This is a genomic window from Sorangium sp. So ce302, assembly GCF_051530145.1.
Lineage (GTDB): Bacteria > Myxococcota_A > Polyangia > Polyangiales > Polyangiaceae > Sorangium > Sorangium cellulosum_B.
Map to the genome: position 1 here is coordinate 5,468,453 of NZ_CP150326.1, position 15,133 is coordinate 5,483,585.

Genomic DNA, 15,133 nt, shown 5'->3' on the forward strand with positions numbered 1-15,133 from the left:
TCCTGGCGGGCGCTCTGCCGCTATCGCACAGCGTGCCAGCGGCGCGCGCCGTCCGTCCACTGTCACTTCGCTCGACGCCGCGCGGCGTGCGCGCCGGCTCACCGCGGCCGATCCCCTGGCCGAGCCACCTCCCAGGGACGCATGTCGCGGCGCAGGCGCTCGCGTCGGCGCGGCGCACACGCTGGCGCACCGGCGCGCCTCGCCGGCTCACCTACCTGTCGCGCTGCGCGCCCGCGTCACGGGGCGCTTTGCCTGCGTCCGCGTCGTCTGCGCGCCGCCGCAGCACGAGGTAGCGGAGGTGCGGGACGCCGCTCACCGCCACGGGAGCGAACGCGTCGCCAGCGCCGGGCAGGCGCGCGACGCGCTGCTCCACCCCGCGCGCGAACCGCGACGCGGGCCACGGCGACGCGGGCGCCTCGCCCTCGGCGAGCAGCAGCACCAGCGCGTCCACCCGGCGCGCGTCGAGCAGCGCCCCGGGGATCCGCTTCGTTGTGTGCCCGCCGGGCAGCGCCGCGATCGCCGGATCCGTGACCCCCGCGAGATCGACGAGGGTCGCGCCCGTCGCCGCCCCGAGCCAGCCGATGTCGAGCGCCGCGACGACCTCCGCCCCGGCGAGCGCGCCGCGGAGCTCCTCGACGACGCGCAGCCGGTCGCTGCCCACCCGCGCGGCGGTCGGCCCGACCCGGACCATCACGAAGAGCTCCCCCGCGAGCGCGAGCGCGAGCCGGAGCGCCGTGGCGCGCGCGTCGGCCACCGAGGCGACGTGGGCCGCCGCGAGCACCACGGCGGGCAGCGCCGGGACGACGAGCCGCGACAGCGGCATCCAGTCGCCGCCCGCCGCCGCGACCGCGAGGAAGTGCACCGCGACCGCCGCGAGCAGCCCGCGCGGCCACGCGGGGAGCGCGCGCCACGCGGCCGGCGCGATCAGCGCCGCAGGCCCGGTCAGGAGGAGACACGCGAGCGCGTACCGGGCCCCGAGCGCCGCGTCCGGCGACTTCGCCAGCGCGGCGAGCGGCGCGGCCCGCCCGAAGATCGAGAGGCGCGCGAAGGCCACGGCGACGAAGGGGAGGCCCGCGAGCGCGAGCGCGGCGAGCGCTCGCGCCCACGCGGGCCGCGGCGGCGCGTCCGCTGCGGCGTCGCGGCGCGGAGCCGCCTGGGCCGAGAGCGCGACGACGAGCGCGAACGGCAGGAGCTCCGGCCGGAGCGCCGCCGCGGCCCCGGCGCAGGCCGCGCCGCCGAGGGCGCCGCCGAGCGCCGGTAACGCGACGGCGAGCGCCCCGAGCGCCGCGACGACGCCCGTCTCCATGCCCGCCACGCTCCAGGCGGCGAGCGGCGCCGACGCCGGCACGAGCGCGAGCGCCGCGAACCGGATGGGACGAGCGGACGCCCGATCGATCGCGAGCGCCAGGACGCCGGCGGCGAGCGTCCACGCGAGGGCGCCGAGCGCCTTCGCGGCCGCGAGCGCGGCGAGCGGCCCGCCGGCCGCGAACGGCGCCAGCACGAACGCCCACCCGAGCGGCGTCACGCCGTCGGTCACCGGCCCGGCCGCGTTGAAGCGGTAGCCCAGTCCCCGGGCGAGGTGGTGCGCATAACGCGCCGTGATCAGGGCGTCGTCGACCGTGAACCCCGAGAGCGCGAGCGCCGGGAGCAGCGCCGAGAGCGCGCCGGCGAGCGCAACGAGCAGCGAACGCTCTCGCCCCGTCACGCCGTCCGTGCGTCCGCGCGGCACTCCGATGGACACGAGGCGCTGACGCCCGCGCTGCACCGGAGCACGCGCCGCTCCGCGCGTTCTCCATCGAGGACGCACCGGCAGCAGAGCAAGCGCTCAGGGTGTACGGCGATCAGCACGCAGCGATCCTGTGACAGGCGCACGAAGGACGCAATTGCGCTCGTCTGCTCGCAATCGTGCGAGCAGGCGAGATGCGAGACGCGACCACGCGGGCACGTGCGCGCGAACGTCGCGAACACCTGGGCTCGCCGCGGCGCGCACGCCTCGGACAACGGCGGCGCCGCTGCGCCTCGTGGCAGCCATGCGCCCTCGTGGACGGTATAGTTCCCCGCATGGCACTTCCCGCCGCGCTCCTGGCCGCCGTCGAGCGGCATTCGTGTTTTACCGGCTGCTATCGCAGCGAATCGGAAGTCCAGGTCTGCATCGATCCGGCGCAGGCGCTCGTGCCGACGGTGCCTGTCTGTTGCAGCGATTGCCTGAACTTCCACCCGGCGGCGCTCGTGAGCCTCTTGCCCCTCGGCATGACGTCGTACGCGCTCGCGAACGCGCTGACGACACACGTGCGCTCGCTGCGCGGGTACAAGTGGGCGACCGGCGGCTACCACACCGCGGGCACCGGCTTCTGGCTCAACGCCGCCTACTACGGCAATGGCCTCTTCCTGGTCGACGCCGCGCGCAACCGCAACGCGAGGACGGACGTCGACATGCTGATCGAGGCCTTCCAGCACGGGATCGTCCAGCCGGAGGACCCGCGCATGCTCGATCCGGCGCTCTACACGATCGAGCTCGCGTACATCAACATGTCGCGGCCCATCCTGCCGGTCCGCAGCAAGCAGGATCTCCTGACGTCGCCGCAGCGCAGCGCCACGCCGAGGCAGGGGTTCTCGCGCGTGTCGATCGTGGAGTTCCAGCCGCTCGCCGTCGTGGGGACGTCCCCTTCCGCGCAGCCGGCGAAGCCGGCGCCGCAGCCCCGCGAGCTCAAGCTCGGCGATACGTGCCCGACGTGCGGCGCCGCCGTGATGGAGCGACCGCTGTTCTCGGGCACGTTCGTGGGCTGCCTCTGCTGAGGGCGCGCCGCGGGCCACGCCGGCGACCGGCTCACGGCGACGGCGGCGTGGTCGCGCGCCACGCGGTCTCTCCGGTCGCCGGATCGATCGCGCGCAGCGCGGCGCCGCTCACCGCGGCGCCGCTGATGACGTAGACGTAGGGGCCGGACGCCTTCGCCGCCGTGAGCCGGTCGCCGAGGTAGGCCGCGGCGCGCTCGTACCGCGCGGCCCCGGACACCGGATCGAGGGAGATGATCCGCGGCTCGGTGCCGTTCACCACGTCGACGCCGACGACGACGGCGGCGCCGCCGCTCGCGACGAGGAACAGGTCGGGCCGCCCGCCGGAGAGCGGCGCGCGCGCGGCGAGCTCCTTCTTCCAGAGCGACTCGCTGCCCCGCCGCCCCTCGGCGGTGAGCCGCGGCGGGCCCCCGGCCGGCGCGGCAAGCACGACCTCCACGCCGCCGGCCTGGACCACCTGGGGGTTCTTCTTGCGCTCCCAGAAGTGCCCCGTGATCGCCGACGGCTGCGGCGCCGTCGGGCAGTCGGCCGCCCCGCCCCCTTCGAGCTTGATCCCGGTCGCCGTGCCGTCCTTCATCACCACGGTCGCGCAGCCGTCGCCCCCCGCGATCTCGTCGGGGACCCCGGGGAGGTTCGCCACCCAGCGCTCCTTGCCCGTGCGGGCGTCGAGCGCGCGCAGCGCGGCGTCGCCCCCGCCCGCGAGCACCATGTTCGGGTCCGCGCAGGCGAGCGCGTCCGGCTCCTCGATCTGCTGCGAGGCCCAGATCCCCTGCCCGCTGCGCCCATCGACGGCCACCACGCGCCCGCGGGTCTTGCCGTCCTGCCACAGCACCGGGTCGGGCGCGTCGTCGCCGTTCGCGTCCACGAAGCAGAGGGCGTCGAGCTGCGTGGAGAGCGGGCGCGCGCGCGGCGCGGGCTCCTGCGGCGGGTCGACGCGCGCGAAGAACATCACCGCGAAGCCGATCCCGACCGCGGCCATCGCCGCGGCGAGGAGCACCTTCGTCGCCCGCGATGGCCCCGGCGCGGGCGCGGGCGCGCCCCGCGGCGCAGCCGCGCCTGCGACGCCGGGGGCATCTGCGCCGCAGCGCGGGCATGCGATCCCATCACGACTTGCCTCCAGCGAGGCACCACAGCTCCAGCAGGGCCGCATCCGGACAGTCTATCGCCGCCGGGTGCCCGTGATCGAGAGCGACCGTGCGCGGCCCGCCGGACCGGGGACTCGCCTCCGCTACTTCGCCCAGAGCACCGAGAGATCGATCTCGATGGCCTCGAAGGGCACGACCCGGACCCGCGCCGCGTCGCGGTGGACGGGGCCGGGCTCCCAGCCCCTGTCCGCGGCGAGCGAGAAGACCTCGAGGGTGCGCCGGATTGGATCGACGAGCCACGCGTGGAGCACGCCTTCGCGCGCATAGAGGGGCATCTTCTCCGTGCGATCGACGTCCTCGGTCGACGGGCTCAGGACCTCGCAGATCCAGTCGGGAGCGAGCGGGAAGAAGGCCGTCTCGGGCAGCTCGGGCATGCGCTCGACCCGCCAGCCGGCGAGGTCGGGCACGAGCACGTCGAACTCACCAGGCGTGCGCGGGTCGGGGAGGTGCAGCTCAGGCTCGACCAGGATGGTCCAGCCGCCGGGCCCGCCTTCGCCCAGGTCGAAGGGGCCGGACAGCTTCCCCCCGAGCCGGGACGCGGCTCGCGCATGCCGCGGCGCCGGGCGGGGGAACACGTGCAGGGTGCCGCGGACGAGCTCCGCCACCTTGTTCGACGGGACGGCTTCGAGGTCGGCGTACGTGGCGCGGGGCTCCTTCTCGGCGGGTTGACCCATGACCGGAGGCTGCCTGGACGCCGAGGAAGAGGCAAGGGTGTGTGGCGCGCCGAACCTGAACGCTCGCGCGGCGCCGCGCGCCTGCCCCTCCCCGGCGCGCGCCCGCCCCTCCCCGCTACGGCTTCGGTATCCTCAACGTGCCGCTGACCATGGCGCTGCCGCTCACGACATAGACCAGGCTGAGCGGGTGGAACGCCCAGGGGCCGAGCGCGATGGACCCGAGCCAGAGCTGCTCGTGCACGCGCTCCTTGGCAAACAGCACCCCGAAGAGCAGCACGATGAGCAGGCTCGTGGGGATCGGCGTCCCCTCGTAGTAGCGCACCTTTCCTCGCTCGTCCGACAGCTCGGCCGCCGTCACGTTGTACCGCGCGAGGCGGCTGATCCCGCAGGCGACGAAGTAGACGAGGGCGGCGGCGTCCCACGGCCCGCGCAGGCCGAGCGCGTAGCCGAGCACCGCGGGCGCGACGCCGAACGAGACCACGTCGGCGAGGGAGTCGAGATCGGCCCCGAGCGGCGAGTGCTTGCGGCGCCAGCGCGCGATCGTGCCGTCGAGGACGTCGCACGCCAGCGCGAACGGCAGGAGCCCGAACGCCACCCAGATATAGATGCGCTCGCGCTCGGCCACGTAGTTCAGGCAAAGCAGGATGCTCAGCGTGCCGCTCGCCGCGTTCGCCAGCGTGACGAAGTCGGCGAGCGCGAACGACCGGAGCATCGAGAAATGGGGCGGTCTCTCGGCAGGCATGGCGCTCGGGGTGCGCAGTGTCGCACGTCCGGTTCGATTGCCAACCATTCTGCGCGGCGCACGTCGCCGTTCTCGGGGCGTCCTCGCAGCGCAGGGCGCCTCGGGCCGCGGCGCGCCCGGCGCCGGCGCCGTCTAGCCAGGTGGCACGTGCTTGTCCACTCCGCGGCGATCCGCGCACAAAACTTAGGACCGGGCCGCGCGCTGCCTAGCATCCGTCGGCGGATGCCCGGACTGTCACTTGTCGCCGACAACACCCGTTGCTCATCGGAGCCCGAGCGCACGTCGCTGCACGATGTGCTCGACTTCGTCTTGGAGGGGGCGCGCAACGCGTCTCCTCCGCTCGATGGAGCGGCGCTGCCGCTACGCGCCGAGGCCGAGGCGCTGCCGCTGCTCTGCGAGCTCGCCGAGGCCGCGGCGGAGCTCGCCTCCGGACGCCGCGCGCGCGCGGTCGTGCGCCTGTGCCTCGAGCCCGACCCCTGGGAGCTCGGGCTGGAGCGCGTGGGCCGCGACCTCCTCGTCACCGTCTTCCAGGGCGGGGACGTGCCCGAGGTCGCCCTGCACGAGCGGCGCTTCGACGGCGAAGCGCTCTGCGCGCGCCTCCTCGCGGCCATCGACCGGTTCGCCTCGCGCAGGGGCCCGGGCGCGCGCCGCGACGCCGCCTTCGCCGAGAACGACGCGGATCTCGGCGGGATCGGCGAGCAGCGGCTCCCGGCCGCGCGGCGGTGCCTCGCGGCCTCCCTGCCGTTCTCGCCCGACGAGGCGGGAGGAGAGCCCGCGATCGTGGGCGTCGAGCCGACCGGCGAGATCCCGATCGCCATCGCGGCCGAGGCGCTCCTGCGCACGTCGCAGGGCGCGGCGCTCACGCAGCCGGCCGTGCTCCGGGCCGACCTCTTCTCGCTCCTCTTCCGGGGCAAGATCCGCGTGCTCGTGGGCGAGGAGGCGCGGGAGCTGCCCGACGTCTTCGTCTTCCCGTTCGCCGAGCAGCTCGCGTCGCTGTCGCTCGAGTCGCTCGACGCGTGGGCGCGGCGCCAGCCCTACCACCGGCGGCTGACCGTCGGCGGCGCGATCCTCGGCGTCCGGCTGCACAGCGAGGGGGCGCTGTCGCTCACGCTCGGCGTGCCCCGCGTGGGCCGCGTCCCCTCCGCGGATCCCCGCGCGCCCGGCGCTGGCCGCGTACCCTCGTTCGCGGCCGCCGAGGAGCGGGCGCAGACCTGGACCTTCCCGGCCGTCGACGTGGCGGCGCTCGCCCAGGGCGTGGTCGCGTTCGGGCGTGCGCTCGCGCGCAGCCTTGTGCGCCGCGATCGCGGGCAGACGTCGAACCTGCGCCTGTTCGAGTTCCGGGCGCGCGTCCGCGAGCTCGCCGAGCGGCTCCGCGAGCTCACGCGCAACGAAGCGAAGATCAACGTGGCCCCGGAGACGTACCGCGCCTTCGCGGCGGCGGCGCGCCCGCAGGCCGCCGCCGAGGACACGTTCGGGCGGACGCGCCTGCGCTTCACGGCCCGGTGGATCGCGGCGATCCCGTCGCTCGATCTCCGCGCCACGTTCCTCTGCGGCGACGTGCTGGTGGTGGGCTCGACGCGCGAGCTGACGTGCATCGATCGGCGCACCGGCGAGTGCCTGTGGCGCAAGCCTGCGCCGCGCGCGGTCTCGGTGATGACGCCGGTCGGCCTCGGGCGGCTCCTGCCCGACGGCACGCTGCAGCTGCACGATCTGTCGAGCGGCGAGGTCGCCTGGTCGACGCGGCTCTCGCCGCGCGTGGGCGCGAACGCCTCGGGCGCGGTGGTGAGCGCCCCCGGGCTGCCGCGGATGCTCATCGTGAGCGAGGGGACGCGCCACCTCGCGGCCGTGGACCTCTACTCCGGCGAGGTGCGCTGGCGCTACGCCGCGCGGCGCGGCGAGAACTTCCGGCTCCGCCGCGCGGGCAAGCTCGTCCTCGTGGGCAGCGGCGAGCCGGCCCTCGCGGCGCTCGACGTGCTGAGCGGCGAGGTCGTGTGGCGCTTCTGCGACCGGCTCCCGTTCGCGTCGCCGGTGGCGGTCGATCACGACGCGCTCTTCGCGCTGGCGGGCGACGGCGCCTTCGTCGGCCGCGGCGGGGCGCGGCTGCACCACCTGGACCCGTGGTCCGGCGAGGCGCGGTGGACGGTCGATCTGCCGAAGCACGTGGCGCCGGTCGGCGCGCCGCTGCTCGGGCCCGAGACGGTGTGCGTGGTGACCCACGGGCGGCGCGGCACGGGGCTCGTGGGGATCGATCGCCGCACCGGGGCGACGCGCTTCGACCTGACCGCGTGCGCGTCGACGGCCTCGTGCCTCATGGTGGACGATGTGGTCGTCGTGAACAGCGAGGCAGGCGAGATCGTCGGGGTCGGCGCGCACGACGGCGCGGTCCGGTACCGGCACGTCATCGCGGGCGGCGTCGAGGGCGACAGGCCGCGGCGCCTCGAGCCGGTGCTCCGCTCGGGCGCGCTGTTCGTGCCGCAGAGCGAGGTGCACGTCGTCCGGCCGCGCGACGGCGCGCTGCTCGGCAAGGTGCCGACGGACCTCATCCCGGATCTCCTGCGGGTGGACGAGCGGTGCGACGTCTACGTGGCCGAGGAGAGCGGCCACCTCGCGGCCTTCGCCGCGGCCCCGCGGCTCAGCCTCGTCCAGTAGCCGCGGCGGCGCGCGTCAGCGCGGCCGTCGCGCCGGCTTCCAGATGAGCTCGAGCGTCACCTGGGTGACGCCGTCCTCGATGAGCCCGATCCGCTCGGCGGCCGTGCGCGACAGATCGATGATCCTGCCGCGCTTGAACGGGCCGCGGTCGTTGATCCGCACGCGCACGCGGCGGCCGTCCCGGCGGACCACGTCGACCACGGCGCCGAAGGGCAGCGTCCGGTGCGCGGCCGTGAGCGCGCGCGGGTTGTAGCGCTCGCCGCTCGCGGTGCGGCGGCCGTTGAACTTGTCGGCGTAGTAGGTGGCGCGCCCGCCCTGGATCGGCGTCCCCTTCGCCGCGCTCCGCGCGCTCGCGGGCGCGATCGGCGTGGAGACGCTGTCGATGTCGTCCGGATCGTCGTCCTCGGCCTGGTGCCGCGGGGGCGCCGGCGGGGTGCTCGGCGCGACGCCGAGCGCGATCGGCGCGTCGGCTCCCGTGCGGGGCGCTGCAGGCTGGTGAGCGGAGCAGGCGGGGGTGCAAAAGAGGAGGAGGAAGGCGAGCGTCCTCGCCACGCCGCGGCGTCCACCGGGCGTCATCACGTCGCCTCGGGCGCGGCGCGATCGGCCGACGAGGGGTCGAGGTCGGCCGCGGGCGAGGTCACCGCGGCGACCAGGGCCAGGGCCGAGGGCTCGCCGCTCCCCGCCCCGTCCGCGGACGGCGCCGCCTGGGGCCTGGCCTTGGCCCGAACGAACCCGGCCAGCTCGCGGAACGGCACGCCGGTCGGGCAGATCCTCTCCTTCTCGGCGAGCACCTCCTCCGGCACGTGCGCGAGCGCGAGCGCCGCGGCGTCGAAGTCCGGCATGCTCCGCGACGACGCGAGCACCACGGTCATGAGGCCGCGGTAAGCCCCCCTGGAGGCCGCGATGCGCTCGGCCTCCCCGAGGTCGCAGCGCCCGCACGCGATGCAGCGGGAGAAGCGGGGCAGGGCCGCGCGCTCGGCGGGCGAGAGCGGCGGCAGGCCATCGGCGTCGTAGTTCTCGCGGAAGAGCGCGAGCCCGCTCGGACCGTCGTCGAAGAGACGGCGCACCGCGACCTTGAGGAGCGACCACGCGAGGACCGCGAGGGCCAGGGCACGACCGGAGAGCACGATCCGTCCATAACCCGAAACAGGCCCGCGCGCCGAGCCGATGCGCGCGGGGTCTCCAGAACGGCGCCGGGCGCGTGAACCCGCGTTAACAGCGCCTCGGGCACGCGCAGGTCCGCGACGACCCGCCGCCGCTGCGATGACCCCTGCGACGCGCGCTCGTCGCCCGAGCTCCGCGGCTCTGGAGATCGCGCGTCGCGCCGGCGCTGCGCGGCGGATCGCGCGACGACGGCCGCCGCCGGGCGAGGACGCCGCGCAGCGACGCGACGCCCCGCGCATCGGTCCTCGCTGGCACGTCGGGTGCACAGGAGCCAGGCATGCCCAACGACTTGCTTCTCGGCGACAACGGACGCGAAGACCTCGGCGAGCTCGCCGAAGGTGCGCTGGTGGAGGCGATGATCGCGGGGGACGAGCGCACCTGGCGCGCCTTCCACGCCCGCTACGATCGGCTCGTCCACCGCTGCATCAGCGGCGTGATCGCCCGCTTCTCCGCTGTGGTCGCGCAGGACGACATCCGCGACATCCACGCCACGCTGCTCGTGCAGCTGCTCTCGAACGACATGCGCAAGCTGAGGACCTTCGACGCAGGCCGCGGGTCGCGGCTGAGCTCCTGGATCGGCACGCTCGCCGTCCACTGCGCGTACGACCATCTGCGCTCGAGGCGGCGCGCGCCGCGCTGTGCCCCGCTCGACGACGCGGCGGTCGAGCTCCCCTGCGAGCGCCCCTCGCCGCAGGAGCAGGCCGAGCGCCGCGAGCGCGCCGCGCTCGTGGGGCGGGTGCTCCACGCGTTCTCCAACAAGGACCGCGAGTTCGTCGCGCTCTACTTCGCCGAGGGCCTGCCCCCGGAGCAGATCGCGGCGCGGATGGGGATCAGCGTGAAGACGGTGTACTCGAAGCGCCACAAGATCCAGAGCCGCCTGGAGGCGATGCTGTCCAGCGTCAGCCTCGCGGCGTGACGTTTCCCTCCCCCGAAGGGGGCTCGGCGGCCGTCGGCCCTGTGGTATGAGCCGAGGAGGATGGCTCGCCCGCCTCGCACCTCCTCCGCGCTCCCGCTCATCGCGGCCGCCGCCCCGCTGCTCGGCGCGTGCGGCGGCGGCGACGGAGATGCCCCCGCGATCCCCCTCGCCGACGAGCGCGGCGGCGGCGCGCGCGTCGCCGAGATCGTCGGTGACGCCGGGTGGCTCGACCCGGAGGACGAAGAGAGCCGGCGCTGCGCCGCGCCGCCCGCTCGCCGCGCCCACGTCACCGGCGCCACCCTCGTCGCCATCGACAGCTTCGACGAGACCGGCGAGGGCGCGCGCGGCAACCACTACGTGCAAGACAGCGCCGACAAGCCGGTCCCCTACTCGGGGATGACGGTCTTCCAGCCCGCGTTCGACCCCCCGGATCTGCGGCTCATCCCCGGCGACGTCGTCGACGTGCTCGGCGAGCTCACCGAGTTCCTCGGCCCCTCCGCCGGCCGCTTCGGCGGCTGCCGCACCTTGCCCGAGCTCGGCGGGACCATGAGCTTCCGCTTCGAGGACCGCCCCGCCGTCCCGATCCGCGTGCCCCTCGACGACCTGAGGGGCTACGCGTCGGCGCGCCCGTACATCGGCATGCTCGTGCGGGTCGAGGGCGTCAGGATCGCCGGCGACCCCTCGAACCGCGACGGCCGCTACGCCGCGTCGATCGACGTCGGGGCCGGCGTGCGCCCCGCCGACGTCCCGCGCCTCTCGAACGAGCTCTACGATCTCGAGCGCGAGGGGCCGCCGCTCGCGGACGGCGCCTCCTTCCGGTCCGTCACCGGCGTGCTCACCTACTTCTACGGCTTCAAGATCGCCCCGCGTTGCCCGGCCGATTTCCAGCTGGAAGGCGCGCCGCTGCCCTCCGACGACGCATGCGCTCCCTGAGGCCCGCGCTCCTCTCGCCGCTCGTCCTGCTCGCAGCCTGCCGCGGCGCGGCGCCCGGCGGCCCGCCGGCGCCGGGGCACGCCCTCGCCTCGACGCCCGAGGGCAGCGTCGGGCGCATCGAGGTGCGCCACCTCGACGCCCGGCCGCGGCTCGCGCTCGTCTCGCGCGACGGCGATCCCGCGCCCGCGCTCGTCGTCTCGGTCGCGACCGATCTCGGCTCGGTCGCGACGACGGCGCTCGCCAGCGTGGTCGAGGCGCGCCTGCTCGCCGCCGGCTTCGACGTCGACGCGCGCATCGACCGCAGCGCCTTCCGCGTGCGCCTGCTCGTCAGGGACGCGGCGCGCGTCACGCCGTTCCTGCGCGCGCTGTCGGCGGCGTTCGCGCAGCCCATCGCGGCGGGCAGCCCGGAGGTCGCCCGGGCCGCGGAGCGGACGCAGGCGCTCCGATCGAGCCCGCTCGACGCGCCGGAGCTCTCGCCGATCGCGGCCTGCACCGGCCAGCTGGGCCTCGCGGGCGCCGCGCCCGTGGTCGATCTGGCGACGCCCGCGGGCGCGCGCGAGCTCGAGGGGTGGCGCGCCGCGGCGCTGCACGCCGGGCGCACCTCGATCGCCGCCGTCGGCCCCGCCGCGTTCTGCGAGGAGGCGGCGCGCGCGGCGGAGGGCATCGACGCCTGGCCGGCGGGCGGCCCGCCCACGGACCCCTGGCCGGCGGCGGACACGGTCGGCGTGTACACGACGAACCAGCTCGGACGGCGCGCCGCCCGCGTGACCGTGGCCGCGCGCGTCGCGAGCCCCCAGGCGGCCGTCGCCGCGGCGGAGCGGCTCGGCGCGCCTGGGTCCCCGCTCCGCGCGCGCCTCTCGGCGCTCCCCTCCCCATTTCGCGCCGTCGAGGTGCTCGGGGTCGCCCGCCCGCGCGGCGGCTGCGTGAGCGTGACCATCGAGGCCGCCGATCTGCCCGCGGCCCCGCCCGTCGAGGCCTCGGCGGCGCTCGCGGCCGCGGTGGCGCGGCAGGAGATCCGCCGCGGCTTCTCGGCGCCGCCGAACCCCGACGTCGCCACGCGTCAGGTCCTCACCGCGCAGGACCCTCGCGACGCCGGCGCGCGCGCCGCGTGGTGGGCGCTCTCGGGGAGCGCCCCGGGCGCGCCGCCGGAGCGGTGGGCGACGGCGCTCGGCCTCCCTCCGAGCGCCGACCCGCCGAAGCCCGCGGCGCCGGGCGAGGCCGGCGCTCGGCGCTTCGAGGCCGAGCTCTCGCGCGCGCTCGCGCCGGGAGCCCAGCCCTCCCTGGAGCGGCGGGCGCTGGTCGAGCGCGGGCAAGGCGAGGTCTGGGTCCTGCTCGGGAGCCCGTGCGGCGTCGCCGAGGAGGGGCTGTACGACGCCGGCGCGACGGCGCTCGCCGCGCTCGCCGCCGTGCAGACCCGGCGGCGCGAGCTCGACGTCACGATCGAGCCGTGGGTCACGGCGGATGCCGTCGGCGTGATCGCGCACGCGCCGTTCCGCGACGAGCGCGAGACCCCGGCCGAGCTCGGGCGCCGCGTGGCGAACGCCGCCGCGCGCGCGGTCGCGGCGACCACGCTGGGCCCCGAGGCGCTCACGCTGGCGCGCGCCGCGGCGCTCCAGCACCTGGAGCACCTCTCCGGAGGGCGGGCCGCGGCGCTCGAGGCCTTCGCCTCCGCGATCGCGCCCGACCACCCGTCCTGGATCGAGCCGTTCGGCGTCTGGGACCGGGTGGCGAGCGGCGCGCTCGAGACCGTGCAGCTCCGCTGGCAGGCCCTCGCGACCGGCCCGCTCCGGCTCGCCGTCCTCGCGAACGCCGACGCTTCCCAGGCGGCCGCCGCTGCGGAGGCCGCCGAGCGCTGGCTCGCGCCGCGGCTCACCCCGCGCGGGTGCGGCTCACCGGACGGCGCGGTGGTGCCCCGGCTCGGTCACCACGACGCCCGCCTGCCGGCCGGGGCGGCCCTGTCGCAGGCCGTCGTCGGCGCGCGGCTCCCTGCGGCGCGCGAGGCCTCTCCCACGGCGCGCGAGCTCGCCGAGCTCACGGCCTTCGCCCTCAACGGCGAAGGCGGACTGCTCGCGGCCGCGCTCTCTCCCGCGGCGAGCACGGCGTCCCCGGCTCCAGCCAGCGCAGCGCCGACGAAGCGGCCGCTCGCGGCCCGCGCGAGCGCGCGCGTCCTCGGCGGGACACGCGCCGCGGCGCTCGCCGTCGAGATCAGGGCAGAGGCCGGAGAGCTGAGCGAGGCCTCGGCCCGCGTGAAGGAGCTCCTCGCCGGCCTGGCGCAGCGGGTGACCGACGCCGATCTCGGCCGCGCCGAGGCCCACCTCGCCCGGCGGGAGCGCGACGCGCTCGCGGAGCCCAGGCGCCGGCTCATCCACCTGTTCAACGGCCGCCCCTCCCGCGCGGCCGCTGCGAAAATCACGCTGGCCGCGTGGCGCGCCTTCCTGGCGGGCGCGCTCGGCGCGGACGCGATCGTGACCGTCGAGGCCCGGCCCGACTGATCACTCCCCGCCGTCGAAGTCGCCGGCGTCCTCGAGCTCGGCCGGCCGCCCAGCGCGGGTCGCCTCGGGGCCCTCGTCCTCGGCGTCGCCGTCCGCGCCCGTGGCCTCTTCCTCGTCGACCTCGTCCTCGTCCTCGTCGTCGTCCGGCTGGGTCAGCACGGGGAGCCGGCGCTTGCCGACCGGACCCTCGTCGACGAAATCGCGCAGCGCCATCATGTCCTTCAGCGCCTCTAGCTTCGCGAGCGCCTTGACCTCGACCTGGCGGATCCGCTCGCGGGTCAGGTTCATGATCGCCCCGACGTCCTCGAGCGTCGTGCCGCCGCGATCCGCGACGTCGAGCGCGCACGTCTCGTTCATGTCCCAGACCTCGAGATCGGGGAAGTTCAGCTTGATGGCGCCCGTCCTGGCGGAGACGTCGAGATAGAGGTGGTGCTGGCACGAGACGTACGGGCACGGCCTCGGACCGTCGACGCACTCGGCGCGGGCCCGCGGCTTGTAGTAGTCGGTCTCGGGGTAGAGCATCCGGCCGATCTCGAGCTCGCGCTTGGTCATGCGCTTGACGCTGATCGTCCGCGCCCGGATCTCGCGCTTCCGCCGCGACCTGCGCTGCTCGCGCGTGATGGCGTTCCCCGACTCCGCGGGGTCGGCCTGGAGCGCGAGCGCGCCCTCCACGACGGGCTCTGTTGAGCCCGCTGGGTCGCGATCGCCCTCCGCCGCATCCGCACCGTCCAGGCCGAAGATCTCGAGCTCGCTGTCAGACACCGTCGCCATGCGCTGCCTCCGTTTGGTAGCGTCTCCGCTCTCAAGCGCGCGCGTCTCTCCCCGTACGTCCGAGTCCCAGCTCGAACGCAGAGGGATCCGCTCCTTAAGCCCGACGTAAAGCCGGATGCCGTCCCTAAAAAATTGCGACGAAACGAGCCGATGCTCGTCCCGTCGATCGCATCAAACCCAGGCGGGGCCGCGCCCGCGGCCCCATGTACTTCACGACGACGAAAGCCCCGCGACTCGGCCCCTCAAGAGGAAGCCGCCTGTTTCGTGAGCCGCGCTTGCGCCATCAAGCGCTCTTCTATCAACGCCAGCTTGGCGACGAGCTCCCGCGCGAGCGACTCTGCGCTCGCGAGGTCCTGGGCTATCGCCCTGCCGCTCGTCTCACTCCGCCTCTCCTTGGCGGCATCCCTGAGCGCATTGAAGACCTTGGCCATCGTGCGCTCGAGCTCCTCGATATCACCTCTCACGAACAGGAATTCACGCTGGATCTCTTCGATGGTGTAGTCCTGGGCCATCATCTCTTTGATGCGCTGGACCTGGCGGACTACCGTGGCCGGATACATCCCCTGCGAGCCCTGGTGCTTGCCCTTGCGCCCCACCCGCACGCTGCGCGGGAGCAAGCCGAGCTGCACATACTTCCGGAGCGTCGCCTCGCTGAACTTGATGCCATGAGCCGCGAACAGCTCGAGGATATCGCTCGATGTGATCCCCTGGGCGTGCTCCCGCTCGATGCGCTCAAGCACCTCCTCAGGGATCCTCTGCACCGGTCCTCCCATCGATTGCCGGAGGCCCTACCCAACCGACGCGGGCGACTCTATTCCACTGAATGGAATACAGTCAATTGACGCGACTACGAT

13 protein-coding genes are annotated in these 15,133 nt (G+C 75.3%); 5 read left to right on the forward strand and 8 right to left on the reverse strand.

The annotated features are described in order from the left end of the window. Positions 1–211 precede the first annotated feature (211 nt). Positions 212–1,705 (reverse strand): hypothetical protein, encoded by a 1,494-nt coding sequence (locus tag WME73_RS20660; protein WP_437916842.1) that lies wholly within the window; start codon positions 1,703–1,705, stop codon positions 212–214. 356 nt (positions 1,706–2,061) lie between these two features. On the opposite strand from WME73_RS20660, the gene WME73_RS20665 reads away from it, so the two are divergent. Then, on the forward strand, positions 2,062–2,796 hold the full coding sequence (locus WME73_RS20665; RefSeq protein WP_437747134.1) for a hypothetical protein: 735 nt from the start codon (positions 2,062–2,064) through the stop codon (positions 2,794–2,796). A gap of 31 nt (positions 2,797–2,827) precedes the next feature. On the opposite strand, the gene WME73_RS20670 is transcribed toward WME73_RS20665, so the two are convergent. From WME73_RS20670 to WME73_RS20680, 3 genes are all read right to left on the reverse strand, one after another. After that, on the reverse strand, positions 2,828–3,790 hold the full coding sequence (locus WME73_RS20670) for an outer membrane protein assembly factor BamB family protein (protein WP_437747135.1): 963 nt from the start codon (positions 3,788–3,790) through the stop codon (positions 2,828–2,830). Between the two features lie 231 nt (positions 3,791–4,021). Then, entirely contained in the window at positions 4,022–4,612 is a 591-nt protein-coding gene (locus WME73_RS20675; RefSeq protein WP_437747136.1) for a Uma2 family endonuclease, read from the reverse strand. A gap of 115 nt (positions 4,613–4,727) precedes the next feature. Beyond that, on the reverse strand, positions 4,728–5,354 hold the full coding sequence (locus WME73_RS20680; protein ID WP_044965217.1) for a CDP-alcohol phosphatidyltransferase family protein: 627 nt from the start codon (positions 5,352–5,354) through the stop codon (positions 4,728–4,730). Positions 5,355–5,576: 222 nt separating this feature from the next. Between WME73_RS20680 and WME73_RS20685 the strand changes: the two genes are divergently transcribed. Continuing rightward, positions 5,577–8,003 (forward strand): PQQ-binding-like beta-propeller repeat protein, encoded by a 2,427-nt coding sequence (locus WME73_RS20685; protein WP_437916843.1) that lies wholly within the window; start codon positions 5,577–5,579, stop codon positions 8,001–8,003. A gap of 15 nt (positions 8,004–8,018) precedes the next feature. Here WME73_RS20685 and WME73_RS20690 read toward each other — a convergent pair whose 3' ends face one another. Both WME73_RS20690 and WME73_RS20695 read right to left on the reverse strand, forming a co-directional pair. Continuing rightward, positions 8,019–8,579 carry a septal ring lytic transglycosylase RlpA family protein gene (locus WME73_RS20690; RefSeq protein WP_437916844.1) on the reverse strand — a complete coding sequence of 187 codons (561 nt, stop codon included), beginning with the start codon at positions 8,577–8,579 and terminating at the stop codon, positions 8,019–8,021. Continuing rightward, complete coding sequence (locus WME73_RS20695; protein ID WP_437747138.1) at positions 8,579–9,130, reverse strand: hypothetical protein; 552 nt, start codon at positions 9,128–9,130, stop codon at positions 8,579–8,581. Before WME73_RS20695 ends, WME73_RS20690 begins: the two co-directional genes overlap by 1 nt. 314 nt (positions 9,131–9,444) lie before the next feature. Here WME73_RS20695 and WME73_RS20700 point away from each other — a divergent pair, with 314 nt between their 5' ends. Genes WME73_RS20700 through WME73_RS20710 form a run of 3 tightly spaced genes read left to right on the forward strand, consistent with a single transcriptional unit; the run spans position 9,445 to position 13,508 of the window. Then, positions 9,445–10,083, forward strand: a complete 639-nt coding sequence (locus tag WME73_RS20700) for an RNA polymerase sigma factor (protein ID WP_437916845.1) — start codon at positions 9,445–9,447, stop codon at positions 10,081–10,083. A 60-nt stretch (positions 10,084–10,143) separates the two neighbouring features. After that, positions 10,144–11,016, forward strand: a complete 873-nt coding sequence (locus WME73_RS20705) for a hypothetical protein (RefSeq protein ID WP_437916846.1) — start codon at positions 10,144–10,146, stop codon at positions 11,014–11,016. Then, positions 11,004–13,508 carry a hypothetical protein gene (locus WME73_RS20710; RefSeq protein WP_437916847.1) on the forward strand — a complete coding sequence of 835 codons (2,505 nt, stop codon included), beginning with the start codon at positions 11,004–11,006 and terminating at the stop codon, positions 13,506–13,508. Before WME73_RS20705 ends, WME73_RS20710 begins: the two co-directional genes overlap by 13 nt. Here WME73_RS20710 and WME73_RS20715 read toward each other — a convergent pair whose 3' ends face one another. Beyond that, positions 13,509–14,279, reverse strand: coding sequence for a sigma factor-like helix-turn-helix DNA-binding protein (locus WME73_RS20715; RefSeq protein ID WP_437747142.1), 771 nt, complete (start codon positions 14,277–14,279; stop codon positions 13,509–13,511). 242 nt (positions 14,280–14,521) lie between these two features. Then, positions 14,522–15,040, reverse strand: a complete 519-nt coding sequence (locus WME73_RS20720; RefSeq protein WP_272099309.1) for a MerR family transcriptional regulator — start codon at positions 15,038–15,040, stop codon at positions 14,522–14,524. Positions 15,041–15,133 lie beyond the last annotated feature (93 nt).